Source organism: Blautia sp. LMAG:36 (assembly GCF_008680535.1).
GTDB lineage: Bacteria > Bacillota > Clostridia > Lachnospirales > Lachnospiraceae > Blautia_A > Blautia_A fusiformis.
The window spans coordinates 233,811-256,032 of the sequence record NZ_NALB01000010.1 but is presented as its reverse complement, the minus strand read 5'-3'; the positions used below and the strand labels follow the sequence as shown (position 1 = coordinate 256,032).

Here is a 22,222-nt window from a genome sequence, read left to right as displayed (position 1 = left end):
ATTTAATCGAAATAATATGCATCAAAAACATCGGCCGCAATGGGAACTGCCGCTTCACTTCCGGTTCCGCCGTTTTCCACGATCACAGCAATAGCGATATCCGGATCATCTACATTAGAATAACCCACAAACCAGGAATGACTGGAGCCATTTTCATCAAACTCCGCAGAACCGGTCTTTCCGGCAACAGTATATCCTCGTCCGTTCAATGCGGAAGCCGTACCGTTTTCAACTACATTTTTCATTAGTTTTCCAAGGATATTGGCTTCATTTCTTGTCATCAGACGTTTGTATTCTGTTTTTTCTGTTTCCCTGACCGCATCACCGGAATTATTCACGATCTTATCGATCATGGTTGGCTTCATCAGTATACCATCATTGGCGATGGCACTTGTGATCAATGCCATATGCATCGGAGAAACAAGAGTGTTACCCTGGCCGATCGAGGTCTGCATCACAAGTGCATTCGGAGAATCTTTATCAAGGGTAAAGCGACTGGTTTTATAGGAATTCAGCGGAAGCGCCCTATTAAAGAGCAGATCCTCTGCAGTACTTTTCAGAGTATCTCCTCCCAGACCAAGTCCCATATCTGCAAATGCACAGTTACAGGAATGTGCAAATGCGGAATAAAAATCCTCCTGTCCATGTACTGCACCATTGTAACACTGGATCGTGTGGTCATCCACTGTGATACTTCCCTGACACAGATAGGAATATCCCTCCAGTGATCCCTTTTGTCTGAAATAATCCAGTGCCGTGACGATCTTAAATGTTGATCCCGGAGGATAAGCTCCATTGGTTGCACGGTTTAAAAGGCTACTGTTACTTTCATCATTAACAAGGGTATCCCAATTCTGTGCGATCGTGTTCGGATCAAAATCCGGTTTGCTCACCATAGCCAGGATACGTCCGGTGGATGGTTCCAGTACAACTACCGCTCCTCTCCGGTCTCCCAGAGAATTGTATGCCGTTGTCTGAAGATCTGCATTCAGACTGGAGATCACGGTATCACCCTGATTCTTTTTTCCCAGGAATTCATTTTTCATCTGTTCCAGAAAAAATGAATGGGAGGTGAGAAGCTGGAAATTTGCTTCCGATTCCAAACCACTCTTACCATTGGTATCATATCCTACTGCATGTGCAAAAATATTGGAAAACGGATACGTTCTCTCTTCTGTTCCATCTTCATACACATTGGTCTGTGCCAGAACCTCACCATCCGAAGACTGGATACTTCCACGTACTACCCGGTCCGAAAATGTATCCTGACGGGTGTTGTACGGGCTGTTGATAAAATCTTCGCTTTTTATGGCGTCAAAATAGGCCAGATATCCGATCAGACTGACAAAGATCAATATAAAGAAGGCCGATACAAAAGTTAAAGGCCGGTTCTTTTTTCTACGGAGTCTGGCGATTTCTCTTTCTCTCAGGCGTTGCTCTCTTTCCTCTTCTTTCAATCGTTTCTTTTCGCTGCGTTTCAATTTGTTCGTCCTCATCTTCCCTCAGAATATACAGTCCCTGAATGATCGCAAGCATCAGGATGGTACACATGACAGAACTACCTCCGTAACTCACCAGCGGAAGTGTAACTCCTGTCATTGGAATAAACTTGGTTGCACCGCCGATGGTCAGAAATACCTGAAAAGCATATTCTGTTCCGAGCCCCAGTGCGATCAGTTTATAAAACGGATTCCTGATCTTTAGTGCAATAGTAACGATCATCAGAAAAAAGCTTGTGCATACAAGAATCAGGCAGATGGCAAAAATGCCACCCAGTTCCTCGCAAATAGCACTGAAGATAAAATCATTTTTTACGACCGGAATCTTCTCCGGAGAGCCCTGACAAAGTCCCATTCCAAACCAGCCTCCGGTTCCGATCGCAAACAGAGACTGCACGATCTGATAACCTTCATTTTGATAGACAGCCATCGGATCCTTCCAGGCACTGACTCGCTGACGGACATGTCCAAAAAGATGATATGCGATCACCGAACCAACGCATCCTCCGCCAAGTCCCAGAAATAAATAGCTCGGATTTCTGGTTGCCACATAGATCAGTACAAGGTAGGTGACAAAAAAGATCACTGCACTACCCAGATCCCTGGAAAGAACCAGGATCCCTACATGGATCACTGCAACGATCGTAGCCAGTACTACTTTGCGAAAATCCACCTTGGTACACAGAAGTGATGCCATAAAAAATACGAAGGTTATCTTGATTACCTCGGAAGGCTGGATTCCCATAAGAGAAAGCTTTGCACCGTAGCTTGTGCTTGCCAGAACAAGAACTGCCGCCAGAAGTACAATACCAATTCCGGCATAAGCCCATGTAAGATCCTTTAAAAATTTCATTTTTCGTATCATTACCGGTATCACCAGTGATACTGCACTACCTGCGGCCACGATCAGAAGCTGCTTAGTTGCAGACGGAAGTGAAAGCCGGCAGAGCATGATAAATCCTACGCTCAGGAGCATACACATATTATTTAAAAGAAGCAGCGATGCATTCTGATAAATAATTCGATAAAGGATCTGGATCGCTGCAAAAAAGATCATCATTTCGATATAGAACAGGATGACCCTGAAATCCATGCTTTTTAAATAGATCACAAGAAATGCTGTAAAATCAATAAAAAAGATCATGGTCAGCTGCTGATGGAGCAGTTCTCTCTTTTCTTCCTCATCCTGCCGCCACACCATATAAAAACAATGAAAGGTATAGACGATCATCAATGTGAGGATCACATACTTAGATAATTCTGTAATTACATTAATCATACACTTTTACTCGGCTCCTCTTTTAAAATGGCCTTTTGTATACCTGCGTCCGGAAGGTTTTCCGTTTTCCTGATAAACCGTCCGGAATTCTTTCAAGATCGCTTTTGCTTTCTCTGGCTCTTCGATCGTAAATGCCAGTCGCAAAGAGTGAAGGTTCAGTTTTTTTACCTGATCTTTTTCACCCGGAAGTCCGTAAGGAATGCTATTATAAATGATATTATAACAGTATTTTGCTTTTTCGGAGATGTTTTTTCCCCATGGATCACAACTGCATTTTACCGGAAATTCACTGTTATAGCGGTCTTTCAGATAAGCCGTCTCATATTTTCCTGTGCATCCGAAAAGATTCTTCCTTACACACTGCGCGGAAAGCATCAGTGGGATATACCCATATAAAAGCAGCTCCGAAGAAGTATTATCTCTGTGTTTCAGTTCACCCTCATTCAACTCAAGGGGGACTGTATTTCGAAGAACTCCCTCTTCCCGCCAGAAATCAACACTCTGATCATTCCAGGTATACATGGATGCATCCAGGATACATTTTCCGCCATATCCCATTTTTTTCAGTACGGCGTAAGATTCCAGGTTTCTTACCAGAAAACCCTTCATACCCTGCTCCAACCATTTTTGAGCTGATCGAAGCCACTTTTCGGGGATTTCTCCGCGATGGATATGTGGAGTAGAAAGATATAATTCACTACTTGCAGCAAGTTCCGGTGAAAAATATTTTTCCATAGTATCAAAAGGAAAATAAAAACCTGTAATCCCCGGTTCGTTCAAAAGTACTTCCGCAGTATCCGAACGTTCACAGGATACATATACAGGCAGGCTGTCTGTTACCCTTCTGTGACAAGCAGCCTGATCCTTAGATTTCGTCGGCTGCTTCGTAACCTGTGCTCTCTTCTGACATCCGATCAGTGCTTCCCGCAGCTGACTCAGAGCATCTCTTCGTACTTCATTGAGAACTTTAACCGGAACAAAAATCCTTCCATTTATTTCAATGTTCAGATCCTCCCACTGAAAATCTGTATTTCCCAGTTTCTCCATCTGCTGACGGATCCTCTGTTCTTCCATTGGCTGATTTTTAGCAAACTGTACCTCACCGCCCATAGCAGTTACTGTCTGGCCCTTGCAGGTTATTTCCAGTATAACAGGACTTTCAGGAGAAAGTATTAAATTCCCATGAATTTTTTCTTTTATTTTTCTGATCTCCGGCTGGATATTACCGGATTTTTTTTCATTGGCAAAAGCCATCATTTCCGGCCCGCGATACATATCATAGTATCCTTTGCAGGATCCTCCCCGACTGAAAAGCTCAAGAAGATACTTCCGGTCTTTTTCCTGAACGTGATATTCTTTTCCACTTAAATACATATCCAGATATTTTCGATATACTGCTGTGACGCCCGCTGTGTACGCCGGCTGTTTCATACGCCCTTCGATCTTCAGAGACATAACACCCGCCTCCAGGATATCCGGAAGAATATCCAGAGTGCAGATATCTTTCAGGCTTAATGCACAAAAATCCTTGTCTCCTTTATATTTTCTGTGATCCATGGTTACACTGTAAGGAAGCCTGCATGGCTGTGCACAGCGGCCACGGTTTCCGCTTCTTCCACCGAAAATACTGCTCATCAGACACTGGCCGGAATAGCTGTAACAGAGAGCTCCATGGATAAAAGTCTCTATTTCCATTGGACTTGCCTTATGCATGGCAGATATCTCTTCCAGGGAAAGCTCTCTGGCTGGAACCACACGAGTTGCTCCCTTTTCCTCCAGAAACCGCATTCCCTCCGGTCCAGTTACTGTCATCTGTGTGCTTGCGTGAATATCCAGATCCGGAAAATTCCGGCGTATAAAAGAAAATACTCCCAGATCCTGTACGATCACCGCATCCAGCCCTGCCTCATAATACGGAAGCAGATATTCAAACAGCTGATCATCCAGTTCACGGTTCTTCAAAAGTGTATTCACAGTAAGATATAATTTACGGTTATGGATATGTGCGGTCTCAATGGCAGTGATCAGCTCTTCCTGGGTGAAGTTCTGCGCATAAGCTCTTGCTCCAAAAGCCGGTCCCCCTACATATACCGCATCAGCCCCGGCACCAATAGCTGCCTCAAAGCTTTCATAAGAACCTGCCGGCGAGAGCAGTTCTGTTATCATATTTTTCAAAGTATTCCCTCATCTCCCATCTGTTAATCAATCCGATGACCATAAAACAAAAGAGGATTACCGAAGCAATCCCCCATCCTTATTTAAGCAGTTCATCAAGTTCTTTCTCCAGTTCCTTCACCTTACCGTCCAGAAGATTCTTCTGTTCCTGAGCTTCCTGTTCTGCCTTCTTCGCCTCTTCAATCTGCATTTTCAAAGAGATCAGTTCATGTTTCAGATCATACATCTCCTGGTCTTTCTGCTGCAGATCCTGTTCAAAAATCTCCGCCTGCTTCTTTGCCTTAAAATAATCATCTGTAATATTCAGACTGAGCAATGTATGCTTGGTCTCCATGGCCTGTCTGGAGTATCCCGGCATCTGACTCAGCTCACTGATCTTATTATTCATATAGGCTGCAACCTTCTGAAAATATTCCTCGGACTCATACCCGCCCAGAGTAATGATCTTTCCATCGATAACAACCTGTGCTGTATTCTTTACCGCCATTCGTAAAGCCTCCTGAATTTATCTGTTACTGGTAATTTCCTCAATAACATTCCTCTGCATTGCCGGTCTTACAACCCGCAATTTCTTTTATTATAACTGATTCCCGCAAAAATGTATAGAAGTTTTTCTATTATTTTGTCGATAAATCAGGACGAGGATATCCAAGATGGGTATATGCCAGCACGGAAGCCATTCTTCCACGTGGAGTTCTGTTCAGGAAACCTGTCTGTAAAAGATAGGGTTCATACACATCTTCCAGTGTTCCGGAGTCTTCTCCGATTGATGCGGCAAGTGTTTCAAGCCCCACGGGTCCGCCCTGAAAATTCAGGATCAAGGTCTGGAGAATGCGACGGTCTGTTTTATCAAGGCCATACTGATCTACTTCCAGAAGATCCAATGCGAAGCAGGCAACATCGTAGGTGATCACACCATTATACTTCACCTGGGCGAAATCACGTACTCTCTTCAGAAGACGGTTGGCCAGACGGGGGGTTCCTCTGGAACGCTTGGCGATCTCGGCAGCTCCATTGGGTTCGATTTCCACGCCAAGCACCTGAGCGGAACGTAGAATGATCGTCGTCAGTTCTTTTTTATCATAAAACTCCAGTCTCTGTGTTACGCCAAAACGATCACGAAGCGGCGCGGAAAGAAGACCTGCCCTCGTTGTTGCACCTACCAATGTAAACTTCGGAAGATCCAGACGAATGGAACGGGCGGATGCTCCCTTGCCGATCATGATATCGATAGCAAAATCTTCCATTGCCGGGTAAAGAACCTCTTCTACCTGCCGGTTCAGTCTGTGTATCTCATCTACAAACAGCACATCTCCTTCCTGAAGGTTGTTCAGGATCGCAGCCATTTCGCCTGGCTTTTCAATCGCAGGACCTGATGTTACCTTCATATGTGTTCCCATCTCATTGGCAATGATCGCGGAAAGTGTAGTCTTTCCCAGCCCCGGAGGTCCATAAAACAGCACATGATCCAGTGAATCATGACGCTGCTTTGCTGCTTCGATATAAATTTTCAGGGTATCTTTTGTTTTCTGTTGACCAATATACTCATCCAGACTCTGAGGCCTTAAATTTCCCTCCAGGGAAAAATCCTCTTCTGTAACATCTGTTGTAATGATCCTGTTCTCCATTTGCTATGCTCCGTTCTATTTCATTTCAGTGCGAGCATGTTTGCTCTTACTCACGGCGGTGACATGCTCCCACCACTTAAATCTTACGATTTTGAAGTGGGGGCTTCCTGCTCGATTACCCTTTAGGGCAAAGCTAAAACAGGCTATCCCCGCGTGTCCCGCGGTTTTGTTTTTTATGTTTATCCGGTTACGGATTTTTTTCTTGTGCCGTCAGGCACATTCTTTATAGATTCTTTTTCCTTCTTCACGGATATTGACTGCTGCATTCACATCCCGGTCCATCCTATTTCCACATTCACAAACATACATTCTATCCGACAATGCCAGTTCCTTTTTCTTATGTCCGCATACACTGCAGATCTTGCTGGATGCAAAATAACGGTCTACTTTTATAAGATGTTTTCCACATTCTTCCAGCTTGTATCCCAGCATGAACAGAAACTGCCCGTACCCGTTATCCTGCACACCTTTCCCAAGGTGCAGTCCTCCGGACATTCCCTTCAGATTCAGATCTTCCACACATACTGCATCATATCTTTCCGCAAGCTCCCTACTGAGCTTATGCTGGAAATCTTTTCTCTGGTTCTTTATCTTTTCATGACATAAAGCTACCCTTTTTTTCTGTTTCTGATAGTTCCGGCTTCCTTTTTCACAGTGGGAGAGCTTTCTCTGTTCTCTTGCAAGTTTTTTCTCTGCTTTTCTGTAAAACATAGGGTACCCGGCTCTTTCTCCTGTAGAAAATACACACATTCCCTGCATGGCAAAATCGATCCCAAGAAATCTCTCTGCCGGTCTTTTTTCCACTGTTTGGTTCTCACAGCAGAACAAAAGGCTGGCAAAATATTTCCCGGATGGCTCACGGCTCACAGTTACAGACTTCAGTTTCCAGTCTGATGGAATCTGACGGTGAAGTTTTATCTTTATGACGGACATCTTTGGAAGCTTCAGATGGGTATCCTGCAAAAGGATATTTCCGTTTAGTGCATTGGTCGTATATGAATTTCTTGCATGCTTCTTTGATTTATAACGTGGAAATCCGCAGGCTGGTTCCCGAAAAAACTTCCGGAACGCACTTTCCAGATGCAACTGCGCATTCGCCAGGGCAAGGGAATCCACCTCCTTCAGCCATGGATATTCCTTTTTATATCCGGCCGGTGTGTTCCGGAGCATCTTTTTTTCTTTCTGGTAATAGCTGATCTTATCTGCAAGCATCTGGTTATAGATAAAGCGGCTGCAGCCGATTGTTTGCTCTATCTGAACTCTCTGCTCTTTATTTGGATAGATCCTTATTTTTACGGTGCGGTTCATTCTTCTCACCCTGGCTTTCTATATACTGCCGTATCGTTTCAATCGTTGCTCCACCTGCACTGAGCAGACCGAAGATTTGACCCCAGAATGCATCTTTCATGGTCTAACTCCATTATATTTATCGTCCTTTTTCTTATATCGACGGATATGTATTTATGAACTAATTGTTCTTTTTCAGTATACTACATCAGGGAAGGGAGAACAAGTGTTTCTTTTATACTATAGAGATTTTTTTGAGCAGATATGCTCAGATGTGCAATTCATCTCACCACCTGAAGATGTGGGAGAATTCTTGCTACATTTGTTAAAAATTTTTCAGTGCAGCCCGAAGAATTGCTTCTACATCATCTGCCGGCACATCTTCCGGTACCTTTCGTACTGCACGAAGGGCATCTGCAGAACTGTATCCTAATGCGACAAGCGCCTCCACCGCTTCCTGACGACTATCCCTCAGATCAGATGCTCCCTCAGCTGCTTCTTCCTGCTGATGCGCCAGTTTCATCTCAAAAGCATCTTCCAGCTTCAGCTTGTCTTTCAGCTCCAGGATCATTTTCTGGGCTGTCTTTTTCCCGATTCCAGGGGCCTTGGAGATTGTTTTTACATCATCGGAAAGCACTGCAAAACGAAGCTCGTCTGCACTGATCCCGGAAAGGATACCCAGAGCGCCTTTAGGTCCGACTCCGTTGACACCGATCAGAAGCTTGAACATGCCAAGATCATCCTTCGAAAAAAAACCATATAGCTGCAGAATATCCTCCCGCACATAGAGAAAGGTATGGATCTTCTTTTCATCGCCTATCCGTGCTTTCCCAAGATCCTGTCCTGTCATATAAATCTCATAACCAATTCCGCCATTTTCCACAACCAGACAATTTTCACCGATATCTGCTACGGTACCTTTTACAAAAGAAATCAAATCTCAAGGCTCCTTCCCTGAAACAGCTGAACATCTGTTTCCCATATGAACGCAATAGTAACATAATTTTCAAAAAAAATCAACCCGGAATACAATCTCCGGGTTGATCCTGTATACAAGCCTGTGATTCCTCTCGCTGTTTTCTATCACTGATTAAGGAAATCCTGATCCTCAAAATAATTGATCCGCATGGAAGAACGAACATCATGAAGCGTTGCGGCAGCTTTTTCTCTGGCAACCTCTGTACCGGCTTTCAGGATATCGAACACATCTTCGGTTCGCTGCTCCCACATTTTCCTTCTTTCACGGATCGGTCCAAGCTCTGCCTGCATAACATTATTCAGGAACTTCTTGACTTTCACATCACCAAGGCCACCTCTCTGATAGTGAGCCTTAAGTTCATCCAGATTCTGATACTCTGGCAGAAATTCAGCAAAATGTTCCGGGCGGCTGAAGGCATCCAGATAGATAAATACCGGATTTCCCTCTACACGACCAGGATCCTGAACACGAAGATGGTTCGGATCTGTAAACATGGACATGATCTTTTTCTTTACAACATCTTCTTCATCAGACAGATAGATGCAGTTTCCGAGAGATTTACTCATCTTAGCCTTTCCGTCAATTCCCGGAAGACGTAAGCATGCTTTATTGGAAGAAAGAACAATTTCCGGATCTGTCAGTGTATCACCGTAAACGGTATTGAATTTATGGACGATCTCCTTGCACTGCTCAAGCATCGGAAGCTGATCTTCACCTACCGGTACATGTGTCGCACGGAAAGCAGTAATATCAGCAGCCTGACTGATCGGATAGCAGAAAAAGCCTACCGGGATGCTGGCTTCAAAATTACGCATCTTAATCTCGGATTTAACGGTAGGATTACGCTGTACTCGTGCTACCGTAACCAGATTCATATAATAAAAGGTAAGTTCTGTCAGCTCCGGAACCATGGACTGGATAAAAATATTGGATTTCTCCGGATCAAGCCCGCATGCCAGATAATCCAGAGCAACCTGAAGAATGTTATGACGTACTTTCTCCGGATGCTCTGCATTATCTGTAAGTGCCTGGGCATCTGCGATCATAATATAAATCTCATCATATAAGCCGGAATTCTGCAGCTTCACACGCTCTGCCAGAGATCCAACATAATGACCTACATGAAGGCGCCCCGTCGGGCGGTCGCCAGTTAAAATAATCTTACTCATGAATTTCGTTCTCCTTGAAGTATACTGAATATTTATATCCTATTATAGCCCCTTGAAATTCACCGGTCAAATATTTTTAACCGGAAACTGCAATTTTTCATTGAAATATAACCAAAAGTTTGTATGTATTTATTTTATTTATGCATTATCGGGCACAACATGCTTTATTCCAAAAAAAGAACTGCCACGTCACTCGGAAAACTTCCGTGACAGGCAGTCCTTTTTGTTTTACAGAATCACATGTCTTGGGCAAACTTCCTTACATTTACCGCAGCCTGTACACTTATCGTAATCAATGTGTGCACAGAAATCGGTAACTGTGATCGCCTCGGACGGACAATTCTTTTCACATTTTTTACAGCCGATACAGCCAAGCTCGCAGGCAGCTGTAACTGCCTTACCTTTTGCGTGGGAGCTGCAGGCTACACGTGTCTGTTTGTCATATGGTACCAGCTCGATCAGGTGACGTGGACATTTGGCAACACATTTGCCACAGGCTTTACATGCTTCCTGATCTACGACCGCAATCCCATTCACTATATGGATCGCATCAAACGGACATGCCTTTACACAGCTTCCAAAGCCCATACATCCGAATGTACAGTTTTTTGCACCGCTGCCAGGGATGAAAGCCATCATCTCGCAGTCTTCCACACCTGTGTACTCATATTTCACAGTCGTCTTATCACAGGTTCCCGCACATTTTACAAAAGCAACCCGACGTGCGGTTTCTTTTACTTCCTGTCCCATGATCGTGCCAATCTTGGCTGCAACCGGAGCACCGCCAACCGGACACTGATCTACAGGAGCTTCTCCCTTTGCAATTGCGGCAGCGAGTCCGGAACATCCCGGATATCCACAACCACCACAGTTATTTCCTGGAAGAACGCCGAGAATGGCTTCTTCCTTTTCATCTACCTTAACGGTTAATTTCTTGTCTGCAAGTCCGAGGAAGATACCAATGAATAAACCAGTACCGCCGACAATGACTGCAGCCATAATAATTCCTGTTATACTCATGCTCTTCTTCCTCCTATACGATTCCGGAGAATCCAAAGAATGCAATAGCCATCAGTGCTGCCGTAAGCAGAACGATCGGCATACCCTGGAAGGATTCCGGAATATCGTTGTATTCCATTTTTTCACGGATTCCCGCAAGTAATACAATTGCGATCAGGTAACCTACACCTGTGGCAAATCCGTTGACAACACTTTCAAGAATGCTGTATTCATATTTAACGTTGTTCAGTGCTACACCAAGAACTGCACAGTTTGTTGTGATCAGAGGAAGGTATACACCAAGTGCCTTGTAAAGGGATGGTACAAATTTCTTGAGAAACATTTCTACGATCTGTACCAGTGCCGCGATAACCAGGATAAATACAATCGTTTTCAGATACTCAAAATGGGTCGGTACCAGGATGAATTTATAAAGCAGTCCTGCAACAAAGGATGCAATAGTAATAACAAACACAACTGCACCACCCATGCCGGCTGCGGTTTCTGTTTTCTTGGAAACTCCAAGGAAAGAACAGATTCCCAGGAACTGACTCAATACAACGTTACTGCAAAGCGCAGAACCAATTGCGATCAACATCAAGCTTGCCATTTTCTATTCCCCCTTTTTATTCTTTGTCGGAAGGACATCCGCCGCAGGTCGCACAATTGGAGCCACAGCCGGACTGGATCTTGGAAACATCTTTGCCCTTCTTTGCCATGTTGATCTTTACTTTGTTCTGGATCGCTGCAAGTCCGGCAAGAACCAGAAATGCTCCAGGTGCAAGGATAAAGATAGTGATCGGGGTATAGCCGGCAGCACCGGTAGCTGCATCAGCAACCGGAATGATCTGTGCTCCGAAAGCCTTTCCGGAACCAAGGATCTCTCTTACAAGACCAATGGCAACCAGGCCCACTGTAAAGCCAAGACCCATTCCAAGTCCGTCAAAGATAGACGGAAGGACAGGGTTCTTGGAAGCATAACTCTCTGCACGTCCCAGAATGATACAGTTAACAACGATCAGTGGAATGTAAATTCCAAGTGACTCATAAAGAGAAGGAGTAAAGCCTTCCATCAGAAACTGTACGATAGTTACAAAAGATGCTACAACTACGATAAAGGCCGGCATTCTGACGGAGTCTGGAATAACCTTACGCAGCATGGAGATGAGCATGTTTGACATAACCAGAACTACGGTTGTGGAAAGTCCCATACCAATACCATTGATCGCAGAAGTCGTTACCGCAAGGGTAGGACACATACCAAGCATCAGGACGAAAATCGGATTTTCGGTTATAATGCCGTTTTTTAATCTTTCACCACAATTATTCATATTCAACTACCCTCCTAAAATGCGTTTTTGCAATAGCCGATAGCTGTATTGACTGCACCGGTAAAAGCTCTGGATGTGATGGTCGCACCACTGATAGCATCAATAGGCTCACCTTCGCCGCCGTCCTTGGATACATAGAATTTGTCGGTATTCTTTCCAACATACTGTTCCTGGAACTTCGCTTCTGTAGCACGCATTCCAAGTCCGGCAGTCTCACTGATGGAAAGAATGGAAACGCCGCTGACGGTACCGTCTTTTGTTACACCAACTGTGATCTGGATATCACCGCCGTAACCCTCTTTATCGGTTACAGTTACTACATAGCCTTCATCTGCTGCTTCACAGACTTCATCTACGGTTGCTTTGATTCCAAGATCTGAAACTGTTTTATCTGCTGCTTCCTTGTCTACATCTACAGCTTTAAAATCTTCCAGGCTTACATCACTGAATACAGTCTGCCATGCTTCTTTTTTTGCCTGTTCCTCGGTTCTTGCAATGGGTTCTTTGGTAACTTCGTAAACCAGTCCAAGGCCAAGGCCGGCAACTACTGTAATGATCGTAAGGATCAATGTATTTCTGATAATCTTACCCATTATTTCTTGCCTCCTTTTCCAAAAGCAACCGGTTTTGTTACTTTTTCAATAAGCGGAACCAGAAGATTGCAGAAAATAATCGCATAGGAAACGCCCTCTGCGGAACCACCAAAGAGACGGAATACCGCTGTCACGATACCGAGGCAGCAGCCATATACCAGCTGACCTTTCGGAGTGATCGGAGTCGTCACATAATCGGTTGCCATAAACCAGGCACCAAGCATCAGACCGCCTCCAAAGATATGACTGAAAAGATAGTTTACATCAAAGCCTTTGCCTGTTCCCAACATATAGAAAATGACAAATACTGCAAAACTTCCAATATATGTAAGAGGTACCTTCAGATCGATGATCTTAAATGCGAGAAGGATCACTGCACCGATGAGGATCGCCAGGGCAGAAGTCTCACCGATGGTACCCTGGATATTACCAAGGAACAGATTCTTTACAGGAATAGAAGTCCCCTCAATGAATCCCTGGCTTTTAAGCGCTGCCAGAGGTGTTGCCTGTGTAACCGCATCTACAACAGCATGGGAGCTTTTGGAAACTGCAAAGTTAGTCATTTTTCCAGCAAAAGAGATCATAAGGAAACATCTTCCTGCAAGGGCTGGGTTCATAAAGTTCTGTCCAAGTCCACCGAACAGCTGTTTTACAACAATGATCGCAAAAGCACTGCCAAGGATCGGCATCCAGATCGGGATCTGGGGCGGCATGTTCAGTGCAAGCAGAAGTCCTGTTACAACTGCACTGAAATCAGTAGTTGTATTCTTTTTATGCATCAGTCGGTCATACAGCCATTCAAAAAACACACTGGATGCAACCGTCGCCAGCACTACAAGGAGTGCATGCACTCCAAAGTTCCAGATACCGAAAAGTGTTGTCGGCAGAAGTGCGATCACTACCAGCTGCATAATACGGCTGGTGGTCATTTTATCCCTGATATGGGGATTAGATGATACGTTATACATTTGTTCCATTGTTATTCCTCCCCCTATTTCTTTTTCTTGCGCTCTGCAAGAACCATTTTTCTCATAGATTTAATACTCTGAGTCAGAGGTCGTTTGGCCGGACAGATGTAACTGCAGCAGCCGCACTCGCAGCATTCCATACCATCCATTTTTTCGAAGCCTGCCATATCACCGTGTTCTGCAAGAGTTGCAAGGCGGGCCGGAACCACATGGCCCGGACAGACGCTTACACAACGTCCGCAATTGATACATGCAGTCTGGATCTGCTTCGCCTCGGAAACTGCGTCACGCTCCAGGAAAAGCAGGGAAGAAGTTGTCTTCGTACATGGAATATGAAGATCATACAGCGCAAATCCCATCATCGGTCCGCCGGAGATTGCTTTTGCGATCTTTTCCTTCAGTCCGCCTGCAGCATCTACCAGTTCAGACAGATCTGTTCCTGTAAGAACGGAAAAGTTCTTCGGTGTGCGGATTCCGTCTCCGGTAACCGTTACATTACGGCTGATGACCGGCTGTCCGAGGATCACTGCCTTATAAACAGAAGTAACAGTCTCTACGTTATCAACCACGCATCCTACATCTGCCGGAAGCATGGTGGAATTGATCTCTCTGCCTGTTACCGCATAGATCAGCGTACGTTCACCACCCTGTGGGTATTTGGTCTTAAGCTCTTTTACTTCCATACGCTCTTTGCCTTTGATGGCTTCTTTCATCCTGGCAATACAATCCGGTTTGTTGTCCTCGATACAGATACATCCCACTGCCTTCGGGAAAGCTTTCAGGATTACTTCCAGACCACCAACAATGCTTTCCGGTTCTTCCATCATCCTTCGGTAGTCACTGGTGATATAAGGCTCACATTCCGCACCGTTGACCAGGATATGATCGATCTTGTCAGGTTCCTTTGGTGAAAGCTTTACATGTGTCGGGAAACCTGCACCACCCTGACCAACAACTCCGCCTTCCTGAATCCTTTTCAGGATATCCTCCTTGGAAAGATCCGAAAGCTTTGCAGGTGCATATTCCACAGATTCGTACAGACCGTCATTCTCAATGATGATCGCATCACCCATGGCGCCTACTGCGGTCAGACGTTTCTCGATTCCCTTTACGGTTCCTGATACAGACGAGTGTATCGGTGCGGAAACAAATCCTCCTGCTTCTGCGATTTTCTGTCCTGCAAGCACATGATCACCTTTTTTTACGATCGGCTTGGCCGGAGCTCCGATGTGCTGAGAAACAAGAATTGCCAGATCTCCCTTCGGCAGATACTTCTCGACAGGACAGTTTTTTGACAAATCTTTGCCGTCATAAGGATGGATACCACCCCTGAAGGTTAAAAATGCCATAGATCTCATCTCCTCCTTTATTTTTGCAAGTACATGTACATGGTATTTCTGCGTTGCGCATATACTCTTTTTTAAAGTTGATTCTGTGTTTCTGATTTTCCTTTTCTTATTTCATCCAAGACAAACAAGATCTATTTCGCTCCCATAAATCATTTCGCGAAACATTACCAGCGAACAGTAACAAAATAGCTTCTGCTTTGAGCAGGATATGTATGAAAGATTGAATCCAGACACGATCCTGTGATATACTTCGGTAGAAGATATTCACCAGCTCATAAAAAGCTGTAAATGAATAACTAATTTATGAAGCGATAATAGTCATTTTTTCACTGTCAATCCCTACATAAATCCAGTACCATTTCCTGTTTTTTATCATCAACTCTACTAATAACTATAACTCATTTCACTTTAAATTGCACTATTGAAAAGCAATTTTTTTGTGTATAATCAGATACAATCCATAAAGGAGAAAATTAACATGATCGTTAAAAAAATGCCGATTTTACAAGGGTTTCCGGACTTTGAGACTGTTAAAAAATTGACTAAAAACCATGGGCTTTCAGAGCGTTTTGTACCGATTTTCTATGATATTGAAACTACAGGACTATCACGAAATTCCACTTTTCTGTATCTGATCGGTGCTGTAGCCTACGAAGAAAACAACTGGCAGATGTACCAGTGGATGATTGAAAACGAAGAGGAAGAACCTGAACTTCTGAAAACATTTTCTGGATTCCTTCAGGATTTTTCATGTACGATCCAGTATAACGGTGACAGCTTTGACCAGCCTTATCTGGATGCGCGATATCAGATCTACGGACTGCCTTCCCCTTTTGCAAAGCTGCCTTCTCTGGACCTTTACCGGGAACTAAAGCCGCTCAAGGGACTTTTGAAGCTTTCACGGATGAATCAGCCTTCCATGGAATCATTTCTCGGTATCACTGAACGGAACTACTGTGATGGGGGTGCCTGCATCCGCCTTTACAAACAATTCGCTTCCGGAAAGAAACCGGAAGCGGCAGAGATCGTTATGGGACATAACCGGGAAGATCTTCTTGGACTTGGAAAAATTTTCTCCATGCTATCCTATCTTGCTCTTTTCAATGAAGATTACGAATCACTAAATTGTGAAATTCAAGACGATCAATTGGCCTTTACAATTAGAATGCATTACGATCTGCCTGTTGAATTTTCAAATCATAGTGAAGAATTCTACATAATCGGACAGAATAACCGTGTCCGTCTTCTTGTAAAGTCTCAAAATGGACGTTTAAAGCAATACTACTCCAATTATAAGGATTACGATTACATCCCTTCCGAAGACACTGCCATACCAAAAGCCTTAAGTGCCTGCATGGATAAAAAGCTCCGAAGGCCTGCCAAAAGGGACAACTGTTATACCTGGTTTCCTGTAACAGAAGCTTTTCTGCATGATCCTTTAAAACAGAAAATCTATCTGAAACACTGCCTGCCATATTATCTTTCTGTTCTTAAATAATATCTCTGTTACGCAATTCCAATCAAAAAAAGGCCGTCACAATAAATGTGACGGCCTCTGAAATTCAAAATATTCATCTGCTGTACAGCTTCTGAGAAATTACTCCTCTGTCTGCTCTGCAGAATTATCCTCGAGTGCTTTCATGCTGAGGCTGATCTTTCTGTCTTCGCCATTGAAATCAACAACCTTAGCCTCGATCTCCTGACCGATGGAAAGTACATCAGATGGTTTCGCAACGTGCTCTCTGGAGATCTGAGATACATGAAGAAGAGCATCTACTCCAGGTGCAAGCTCAACAAATGCACCAAAATCTGTCATACGTGCAACTTTGCCCTTTACTACGTTTCCTACTGCGAAGTCCTCAGCAGCTGTAAGCCATGGGTTCTCCTCCGGGAATTTAAGGGAAAGTGCGATCTTGTCTCCGTTGATATCTTTGATAAGAACTGTAACTTTATCACCTACGTTGAATACCTTCTTCGGGTTCTCTACTCTGCCCCAGGACATCTCAGAGATGTGAAGAAGTCCGTCTGCTCCGCCGAGGTCGATGAATGCACCGAAATCTGTAACATTCTTAACAACGCCCTCAACTTTATCGCCTACGTTGATCTTAGCAAGAAGCTCTTTCTGTTTCTCAGCTTTCTCAGCAAGAAGAAGCTGTTTGCGGTTACCGATGATACGGCGTCTTCTTGGGTTGAACTCTGTGATAACGAACTCGATCTCCTGATCTGCATATTTGGAAAGATCTTTCTCATATGTGTCAGATACAAGGCTTGCAGGAATGAATACTCTTGCTTCCTCAACATTGACACAAAGACCACCGTCAAGTACCTGTGTTACAGGAGCCTTCAGAACCTCCTGGTTCTCGAATGCCTCCTCAAGACGTTTGTTGCCTTTCTCTGCTGCAAGACGTTTGTAGGTAAGTGTAACCTGTCCCTCTCCGTCGTTTACTTTGAGAACCTTTGCTTCCATGGTATCGCCAGGTTTAACAACGTCTGTAAGCACAACGCTTGAATCGTTTGTGTACTCGTTCTTTGTGATGATACCGTCTGCTTTATAGCCGATATTCAGGATGATCTCATCATCTTTAACATCGATGACGGTACCCTGTACGATCTCTCCATTTCTGATTGTTTTTACGGAATCTTCCAGCATCTGTTCAAAACTTAACTCTGACATGTTCTTGAACCTCCTCAATAATTTTCTTTGGGGTGGAAGCCCCTGCTGTAATACCTACACAACTACTGCATTGGAACATTTCAGAATCCAAGTCTACAGGTGTTTGTATATAGTAAGTATTTCCACATTCCTTTTTACATATTTCAAACAGCTTTTGAGTATTGGAACTATGTCGGCCACCTACGACCAGCATAGTGTCTACCTCTCCGGCTATCGCTTTAGCTTCTTTCTGCCGTTCTTCGGTAGCATTACAAATAGTGTTTAAAATATTTAAAATATTTAAAACATTATTATCATAACTCTTTTTGCGGAGAATTTCAACTAATTCTTGAAATTTGTTGTAATTAAATGTCGTCTGGGACACTACACATACTTCTTTTTCCGGAGAAATATTGAATTTCTCAGCATCCTCAGCATTTCTGATCACTGTATATGGTCCCTGACACCATCCGCAGATCCCCTGTACTTCCGGATGGCCCGGATCACCGATGATCACAATATGGGCACCTCTGGAGCTTTCTCTCTCAACGATCTTGTGGATCTTCAGCACAAAAGGACAGGTAACATCTACATATCCGAGACCATATTTTTTGATCGTGTTATAAACCCTGCGGCCTACTCCATGGGAACGGATCACAACAGTGCCGCCCTTCAGGCTGCCAAGATCCTTCTCACAGATCACAGCCACACCTTTTTTTTCGAGATCTGAGACAACCTCCTCATTATGGATGATCGGGCCCAGTGTATAAATCGGTGCTGCATCGGAACCGATCAGCTCATAAACACGGTCAACTGCTCTTTGTACGCCGAAACAGAAGCCGGCAGTTTCTGCAACTTTTACGTTCATCCATTCACCCTTTTTCTGTATACGGAAAGGATACTCTCAACCACTTCGTCAATTCCCATCTCAGATGAATCAACAAGAACAGCATCCTCTGCTTTTTTAAGCGGGGAAACAGTGCGGTTCATATCTCTCTCATCTCTGTCAACGATATCTTTCAGGATCTCATCCATATCGCAGGCTTCACCCTTCTCTGTAAGCTCCAGATATCGTCTGTTTGCGCGGGTTTTGGCACTTGCAGTCAGAAAGATCTTCACTTCCGCATTGGGAAGAATGGTGGTTCCGATATCTCTTCCGTCCATAACTACATTATTCTCGGCTGCAAGATTGCGCTGCAGCTTCAGAAGATGTGCACGCACCTCCGGATTTGCAGAGCTTACAGATGCCATATTTCCTACCTCTTCCTTACGGAGGAACGCAGTTACATTCTTTCCGTTAAGGATCACCTGCTGCTCACCGTTCTCATAACGGATAGAGATATCCGCATCGTGACAGGCTTCAGAGATTTTTTCGTCACCGCTGATCCCTTTTTCCAGAAGATAAAGTGCCATGGCACGATACATTGCCCCTGTATCTACATAAATAAAGGATAGCTCCTTTGCCACTTTTTTTGCAATTGTGCTTTTTCCTGCACCTGCCGGTCCGTCAATTGCAATATTAATACCCATAATCGTTGCTCCTTCCTCTTTTCTGTTATTCTATCGCCTGAGCTGCCGCATACGCTGTAGACCATGCGATCTGAAGATTATAGCCACCGGTCACTGCATCCAGATCCAGTACTTCACCTGTAAAATACAGATTTTTTATTTTTTTGGATTCCATTGTGGATGGCTGTATCTCTTTTACTGACACACCGCCTCTTGTGATGATCGCTTCCTTAAACTCTCCCATTCCCGTGATCGTAAATGGAAAAGCCTTGATCAGACGGCCAAAAGCCTGACGCTCTTCCCTGGAGATCTCATGTACCGGTTTTTCCCCGGGGATACCGCCAATTTCGATCATGATCGGAGTCAGAGAAGACGGAAAAAGAACACCGATCACATTTTTAAACTGCTTGTTATGATTTGCATCAAATTCACGCAGGATCCGGGCATCAAGCTGTTCTGCATCAAGCGCCGGCTTCAGATCCAGGAAAGCCTCCAAAGGCTCCTTTTCCAGCTTTTTGCCAATCTGGGCACTGGCGGAAAGAATCAGCGGTCCTGTCACTCCGAAATGAGTAAACATCATCTCGCCGAAATCTTTATAGAGAACTTTTTTGCCGGATTTTACTGTAAGCTCCACATTCCGAAGGGAAAGGCCCTGAAGTTTGGAGACATAATCTTCTTTTGCCACCAGTGGTACCAGTGATGGTGACTGGGAAACAACTTTATGTCCCGTCTCAGCAGCAAAACGATATCCATCTCCTGTGGAACCTGTGGACGGGTAGGAAAGCCCTCCTGTGGCAACTACCACAGTATCCGCTTCAAAAAAGGTACCGTCCGAAAGTAATACACCGGTAACTTTTTCATCCTGTGTACAAACTTCCTTTACCTCTGTATGAAGATGGATCTGCGCTCCGGCTTTTTTCAGTTCCCGCTCAAGCGCACGGATAATATCTGATGAATGATCCGATACCGGAAAAACCCGGTTTCCACGCTCTGTTTTCAGCGGCACTCCTGCCTTCTCAAAAAATTCCATCACATCTCTGCTTCCATAGGTGTAGAAAGCACTGTAAAGAAATTTGCGGTTTGACATCACTGCCGGAAAAAGTTCTTCGGTATCTGAATCATTGGTGACGTTGCACCGTCCCTTTCCGGTGATGAAAAGCTTTTTTCCGAGTTTCTCATTTTTTTCCAGTATGTGAACCTGGTGTCCTCTGCGCGCAGTATATACACCGCAGAGCATTCCGGCGGCGCCGCCGCCTATGATCGCAACTTTGGACATTACCTGTTATCCTGCCTTTTTTATCTTTTTTATGCACAAAGGAGCCTGCATACAGCAAGCTCCTTTTCCTGTTTTGAAATGCATCTGCATTTCTATGTGTGCTTTATACCGGGTATGCGCCGTTCTTGGTATCTGCTACAGTCTCATCAACTTTTGTCTTCTGAGCCTGGCGATATTTAAAGAAGTCCATGGCAACCTGTGGGAACAGTGCATATGTGAGAACATCCTCATCTTGCTCCTTGTACTGTGCCATCTCGCTCTCAAGCTTATCAAGCTCATCCTCCAGAAGATCTGCCGGACGGCATGTGATCGGTTCAATATCTCCGATACATTTTTTCTGTACTTCCGGATTGAACGGTCTGGCTGTTGCGCCATACTTACCACTTAACACGTCTTTTGTCTCTTTTGTGACAACCTTGTAACGCTCGCCCATGATCACGTTAAATACAGCCTGTGTACCAACGATCTGAGAGGACGGTGTAACAAGCGGTGGCTCACCAAGGTCTTTACGTACACGCGGAACTTCCTCAAGTACTTCGTAGAATTTATCCTCGGCATGCTGCTCTTTCAGCTGTGATGTCAGGTTGGAAAGCATTCCGCCTGGTACCTGATACAGAAGAGTCTTGATGTTTACACCAAGGTTCTTCGGATTGAGAAGACCTGTATCAAGAGCCTCATCACGCATCGGACGGAAGTAGTCAGCGATCTCAGCGAGAAGCTGCTGATCAAATCCTGTATCATATGGTGTTCCCTTGAAGGTCTCAACCATAACCTCTGTTGCCGGCTGGGATGTTCCAAGAGCAAACGGAGACATTGCTGTGTCGATGATATCAACACCTGCCTCTACTGCCTTCATATATGTCATGGAAGCAACACCGGATGTATAGTGAGAATGAAGATCAATCGGGATCTTAACAGTCTCTTTGAGAGCCTGAACAAGCTCTGTAGCTTTGTACGGAACAAGAAGTCCTGCCATATCTTTGATACAGATGGAATCTGCACCCATATCCTCGATACGTTTTGCAAGATCTGTCCAGTAATCAAGTGTGTAAGCATCACCAAGTGTGTAAGCCATTGCAACCTGTGCATGTGCTTTCTCCTTGTTTGCTGCTTTTACAGCTGTCTGAAGGTTACGAAGGTCATTCATACAGTCAAAGATACGGATGATATCGATACCGTTAGCTGCGGATTTCTGTACAAAATACTCTACTACATCATCTGCATATGGACGATATCCAAGGATGTTCTGTCCACGGAACAGCATCTGAAGCTTTGTGTTTTTGAAACCGTCACGAAGTTTACGAAGTCTTTCCCACGGATCCTCTTTCAGGAAACGTAAGGAAGCATCGAAAGTAGCACCGCCCCAGCACTCTACTGCATAGTAGCCGACTTTGTCAAGCTTCTCAATGATCGGAAGCATCTGCTCTGTGCTCATACGTGTAGCGATCAGGGACTGATGAGCGTCACGCAGGATCGTTTCCACAACTTTCACAGGTTTTTTCTCTATTTCTGCCATAATTATTCTCCT

At 44.4% G+C, this 22,222-nt stretch carries 20 protein-coding genes; 1 reads left to right on the top strand and 19 read right to left on the bottom strand.

What is annotated here, in order from left to right; genetic code table 11:
- Positions 1 to 2: 2 nt before the first annotated feature.
- The 14 genes from CCC17_RS13645 to rsxC all read right to left on the bottom strand — a co-directional run bounded on the left by CCC17_RS13645 (position 3) and on the right by rsxC (position 15,256).
- Positions 3 to 1,496, bottom strand: coding sequence for a peptidoglycan D,D-transpeptidase FtsI family protein (locus CCC17_RS13645; protein ID WP_287083270.1), 1,494 nt, complete (start codon positions 1,494 to 1,496; stop codon positions 3 to 5).
- Positions 1,399 to 2,778, bottom strand: a complete 1,380-nt coding sequence (locus CCC17_RS13640; protein WP_015524892.1) for an FtsW/RodA/SpoVE family cell cycle protein — start codon at positions 2,776 to 2,778, stop codon at positions 1,399 to 1,401. The genes CCC17_RS13645 and CCC17_RS13640 overlap by 98 nt, the downstream gene beginning before the upstream one ends.
- A gap of 6 nt (positions 2,779 to 2,784) precedes the next feature.
- The gene (locus CCC17_RS13635) at positions 2,785 to 4,944 is read right to left on the bottom strand and encodes a peptidase U32 family protein (RefSeq protein WP_287083309.1); all 2,160 of its coding nucleotides are present in this window, start codon (positions 4,942 to 4,944) and stop codon (positions 2,785 to 2,787) included.
- Between the two features lie 88 nt (positions 4,945 to 5,032).
- On the bottom strand, positions 5,033 to 5,440 hold the full coding sequence (locus CCC17_RS13630) for a cell division protein ZapA (RefSeq protein WP_015524889.1): 408 nt from the start codon (positions 5,438 to 5,440) through the stop codon (positions 5,033 to 5,035).
- 130 nt (positions 5,441 to 5,570) lie between these two features.
- Entirely contained in the window at positions 5,571 to 6,581 is a 1,011-nt protein-coding gene (gene ruvB / locus CCC17_RS13625; RefSeq protein WP_015524888.1) for a Holliday junction branch migration DNA helicase RuvB, read from the bottom strand.
- A 210-nt stretch (positions 6,582 to 6,791) separates the two neighbouring features.
- Positions 6,792 to 7,889 carry an RNA-guided endonuclease TnpB family protein gene (locus CCC17_RS13620; RefSeq protein WP_287083269.1) on the bottom strand — a complete coding sequence of 366 codons (1,098 nt, stop codon included), beginning with the start codon at positions 7,887 to 7,889 and terminating at the stop codon, positions 6,792 to 6,794.
- A 304-nt stretch (positions 7,890 to 8,193) separates the two neighbouring features.
- Entirely contained in the window at positions 8,194 to 8,805 is a 612-nt protein-coding gene (ruvA, locus tag CCC17_RS13615; RefSeq protein ID WP_022426699.1) for a Holliday junction branch migration protein RuvA, read from the bottom strand.
- Between the two features lie 146 nt (positions 8,806 to 8,951).
- Entirely contained in the window at positions 8,952 to 10,016 is a 1,065-nt protein-coding gene (gene trpS, locus CCC17_RS13610; protein WP_015524886.1) for a tryptophan--tRNA ligase, read from the bottom strand.
- Between the two features lie 228 nt (positions 10,017 to 10,244).
- Positions 10,245 to 11,036: an RnfABCDGE type electron transport complex subunit B gene (locus CCC17_RS13605; protein WP_287083268.1), complete on the bottom strand. Its 792-nt coding sequence runs from the start codon at positions 11,034 to 11,036 to the stop codon at positions 10,245 to 10,247.
- Between the two features lie 13 nt (positions 11,037 to 11,049).
- Positions 11,050 to 11,625 carry an electron transport complex protein RnfA gene (locus tag CCC17_RS13600; protein WP_015524884.1) on the bottom strand — a complete coding sequence of 192 codons (576 nt, stop codon included), beginning with the start codon at positions 11,623 to 11,625 and terminating at the stop codon, positions 11,050 to 11,052.
- 16 nt (positions 11,626 to 11,641) lie between these two features.
- Positions 11,642 to 12,346 carry an electron transport complex subunit RsxE gene (rsxE, locus tag CCC17_RS13595; protein ID WP_015524883.1) on the bottom strand — a complete coding sequence of 235 codons (705 nt, stop codon included), beginning with the start codon at positions 12,344 to 12,346 and terminating at the stop codon, positions 11,642 to 11,644.
- Between the two features lie 14 nt (positions 12,347 to 12,360).
- Positions 12,361 to 12,939, bottom strand: coding sequence for an RnfABCDGE type electron transport complex subunit G (locus tag CCC17_RS13590; RefSeq protein WP_287083267.1), 579 nt, complete (start codon positions 12,937 to 12,939; stop codon positions 12,361 to 12,363).
- Entirely contained in the window at positions 12,939 to 13,916 is a 978-nt protein-coding gene (locus CCC17_RS13585) for an RnfABCDGE type electron transport complex subunit D (protein ID WP_021650508.1), read from the bottom strand. Before CCC17_RS13585 ends, CCC17_RS13590 begins: the two co-directional genes overlap by 1 nt.
- A gap of 14 nt (positions 13,917 to 13,930) precedes the next feature.
- Positions 13,931 to 15,256 (bottom strand): electron transport complex subunit RsxC, encoded by a 1,326-nt coding sequence (gene rsxC, locus CCC17_RS13580; protein ID WP_021650509.1) that lies wholly within the window; start codon positions 15,254 to 15,256, stop codon positions 13,931 to 13,933.
- Between the two features lie 478 nt (positions 15,257 to 15,734).
- On the opposite strand from rsxC, the gene CCC17_RS13575 reads away from it, so the two are divergent.
- Positions 15,735 to 16,754, top strand: a complete 1,020-nt coding sequence (locus tag CCC17_RS13575) for a ribonuclease H-like domain-containing protein (protein WP_287083266.1) — start codon at positions 15,735 to 15,737, stop codon at positions 16,752 to 16,754.
- Between the two features lie 99 nt (positions 16,755 to 16,853).
- Here the strand turns inward: CCC17_RS13575 and rpsA are convergent, their stop codons facing one another.
- From rpsA to CCC17_RS13550, 5 genes are all read right to left on the bottom strand, one after another.
- Entirely contained in the window at positions 16,854 to 17,930 is a 1,077-nt protein-coding gene (rpsA, locus tag CCC17_RS13570) for a 30S ribosomal protein S1 (protein ID WP_015524876.1), read from the bottom strand.
- On the bottom strand, positions 17,911 to 18,777 hold the full coding sequence (gene ispH, locus CCC17_RS13565; protein WP_138277486.1) for a 4-hydroxy-3-methylbut-2-enyl diphosphate reductase: 867 nt from the start codon (positions 18,775 to 18,777) through the stop codon (positions 17,911 to 17,913). Before ispH ends, rpsA begins: the two co-directional genes overlap by 20 nt.
- Complete coding sequence (gene cmk, locus CCC17_RS13560; RefSeq protein WP_270390689.1) at positions 18,774 to 19,439, bottom strand: (d)CMP kinase; 666 nt, start codon at positions 19,437 to 19,439, stop codon at positions 18,774 to 18,776. The genes ispH and cmk overlap by 4 nt, the downstream gene beginning before the upstream one ends.
- Before the next feature lie 25 nt (positions 19,440 to 19,464).
- A complete protein-coding gene (locus tag CCC17_RS13555; protein ID WP_287083265.1) occupies positions 19,465 to 20,694 on the bottom strand; it encodes an NAD(P)/FAD-dependent oxidoreductase in 1,230 nt (409 codons plus the stop codon).
- A 103-nt stretch (positions 20,695 to 20,797) separates the two neighbouring features.
- Positions 20,798 to 22,210 (bottom strand): oxaloacetate decarboxylase subunit alpha, encoded by a 1,413-nt coding sequence (locus CCC17_RS13550; protein ID WP_015524872.1) that lies wholly within the window; start codon positions 22,208 to 22,210, stop codon positions 20,798 to 20,800.
- Positions 22,211 to 22,222 lie beyond the last annotated feature (12 nt).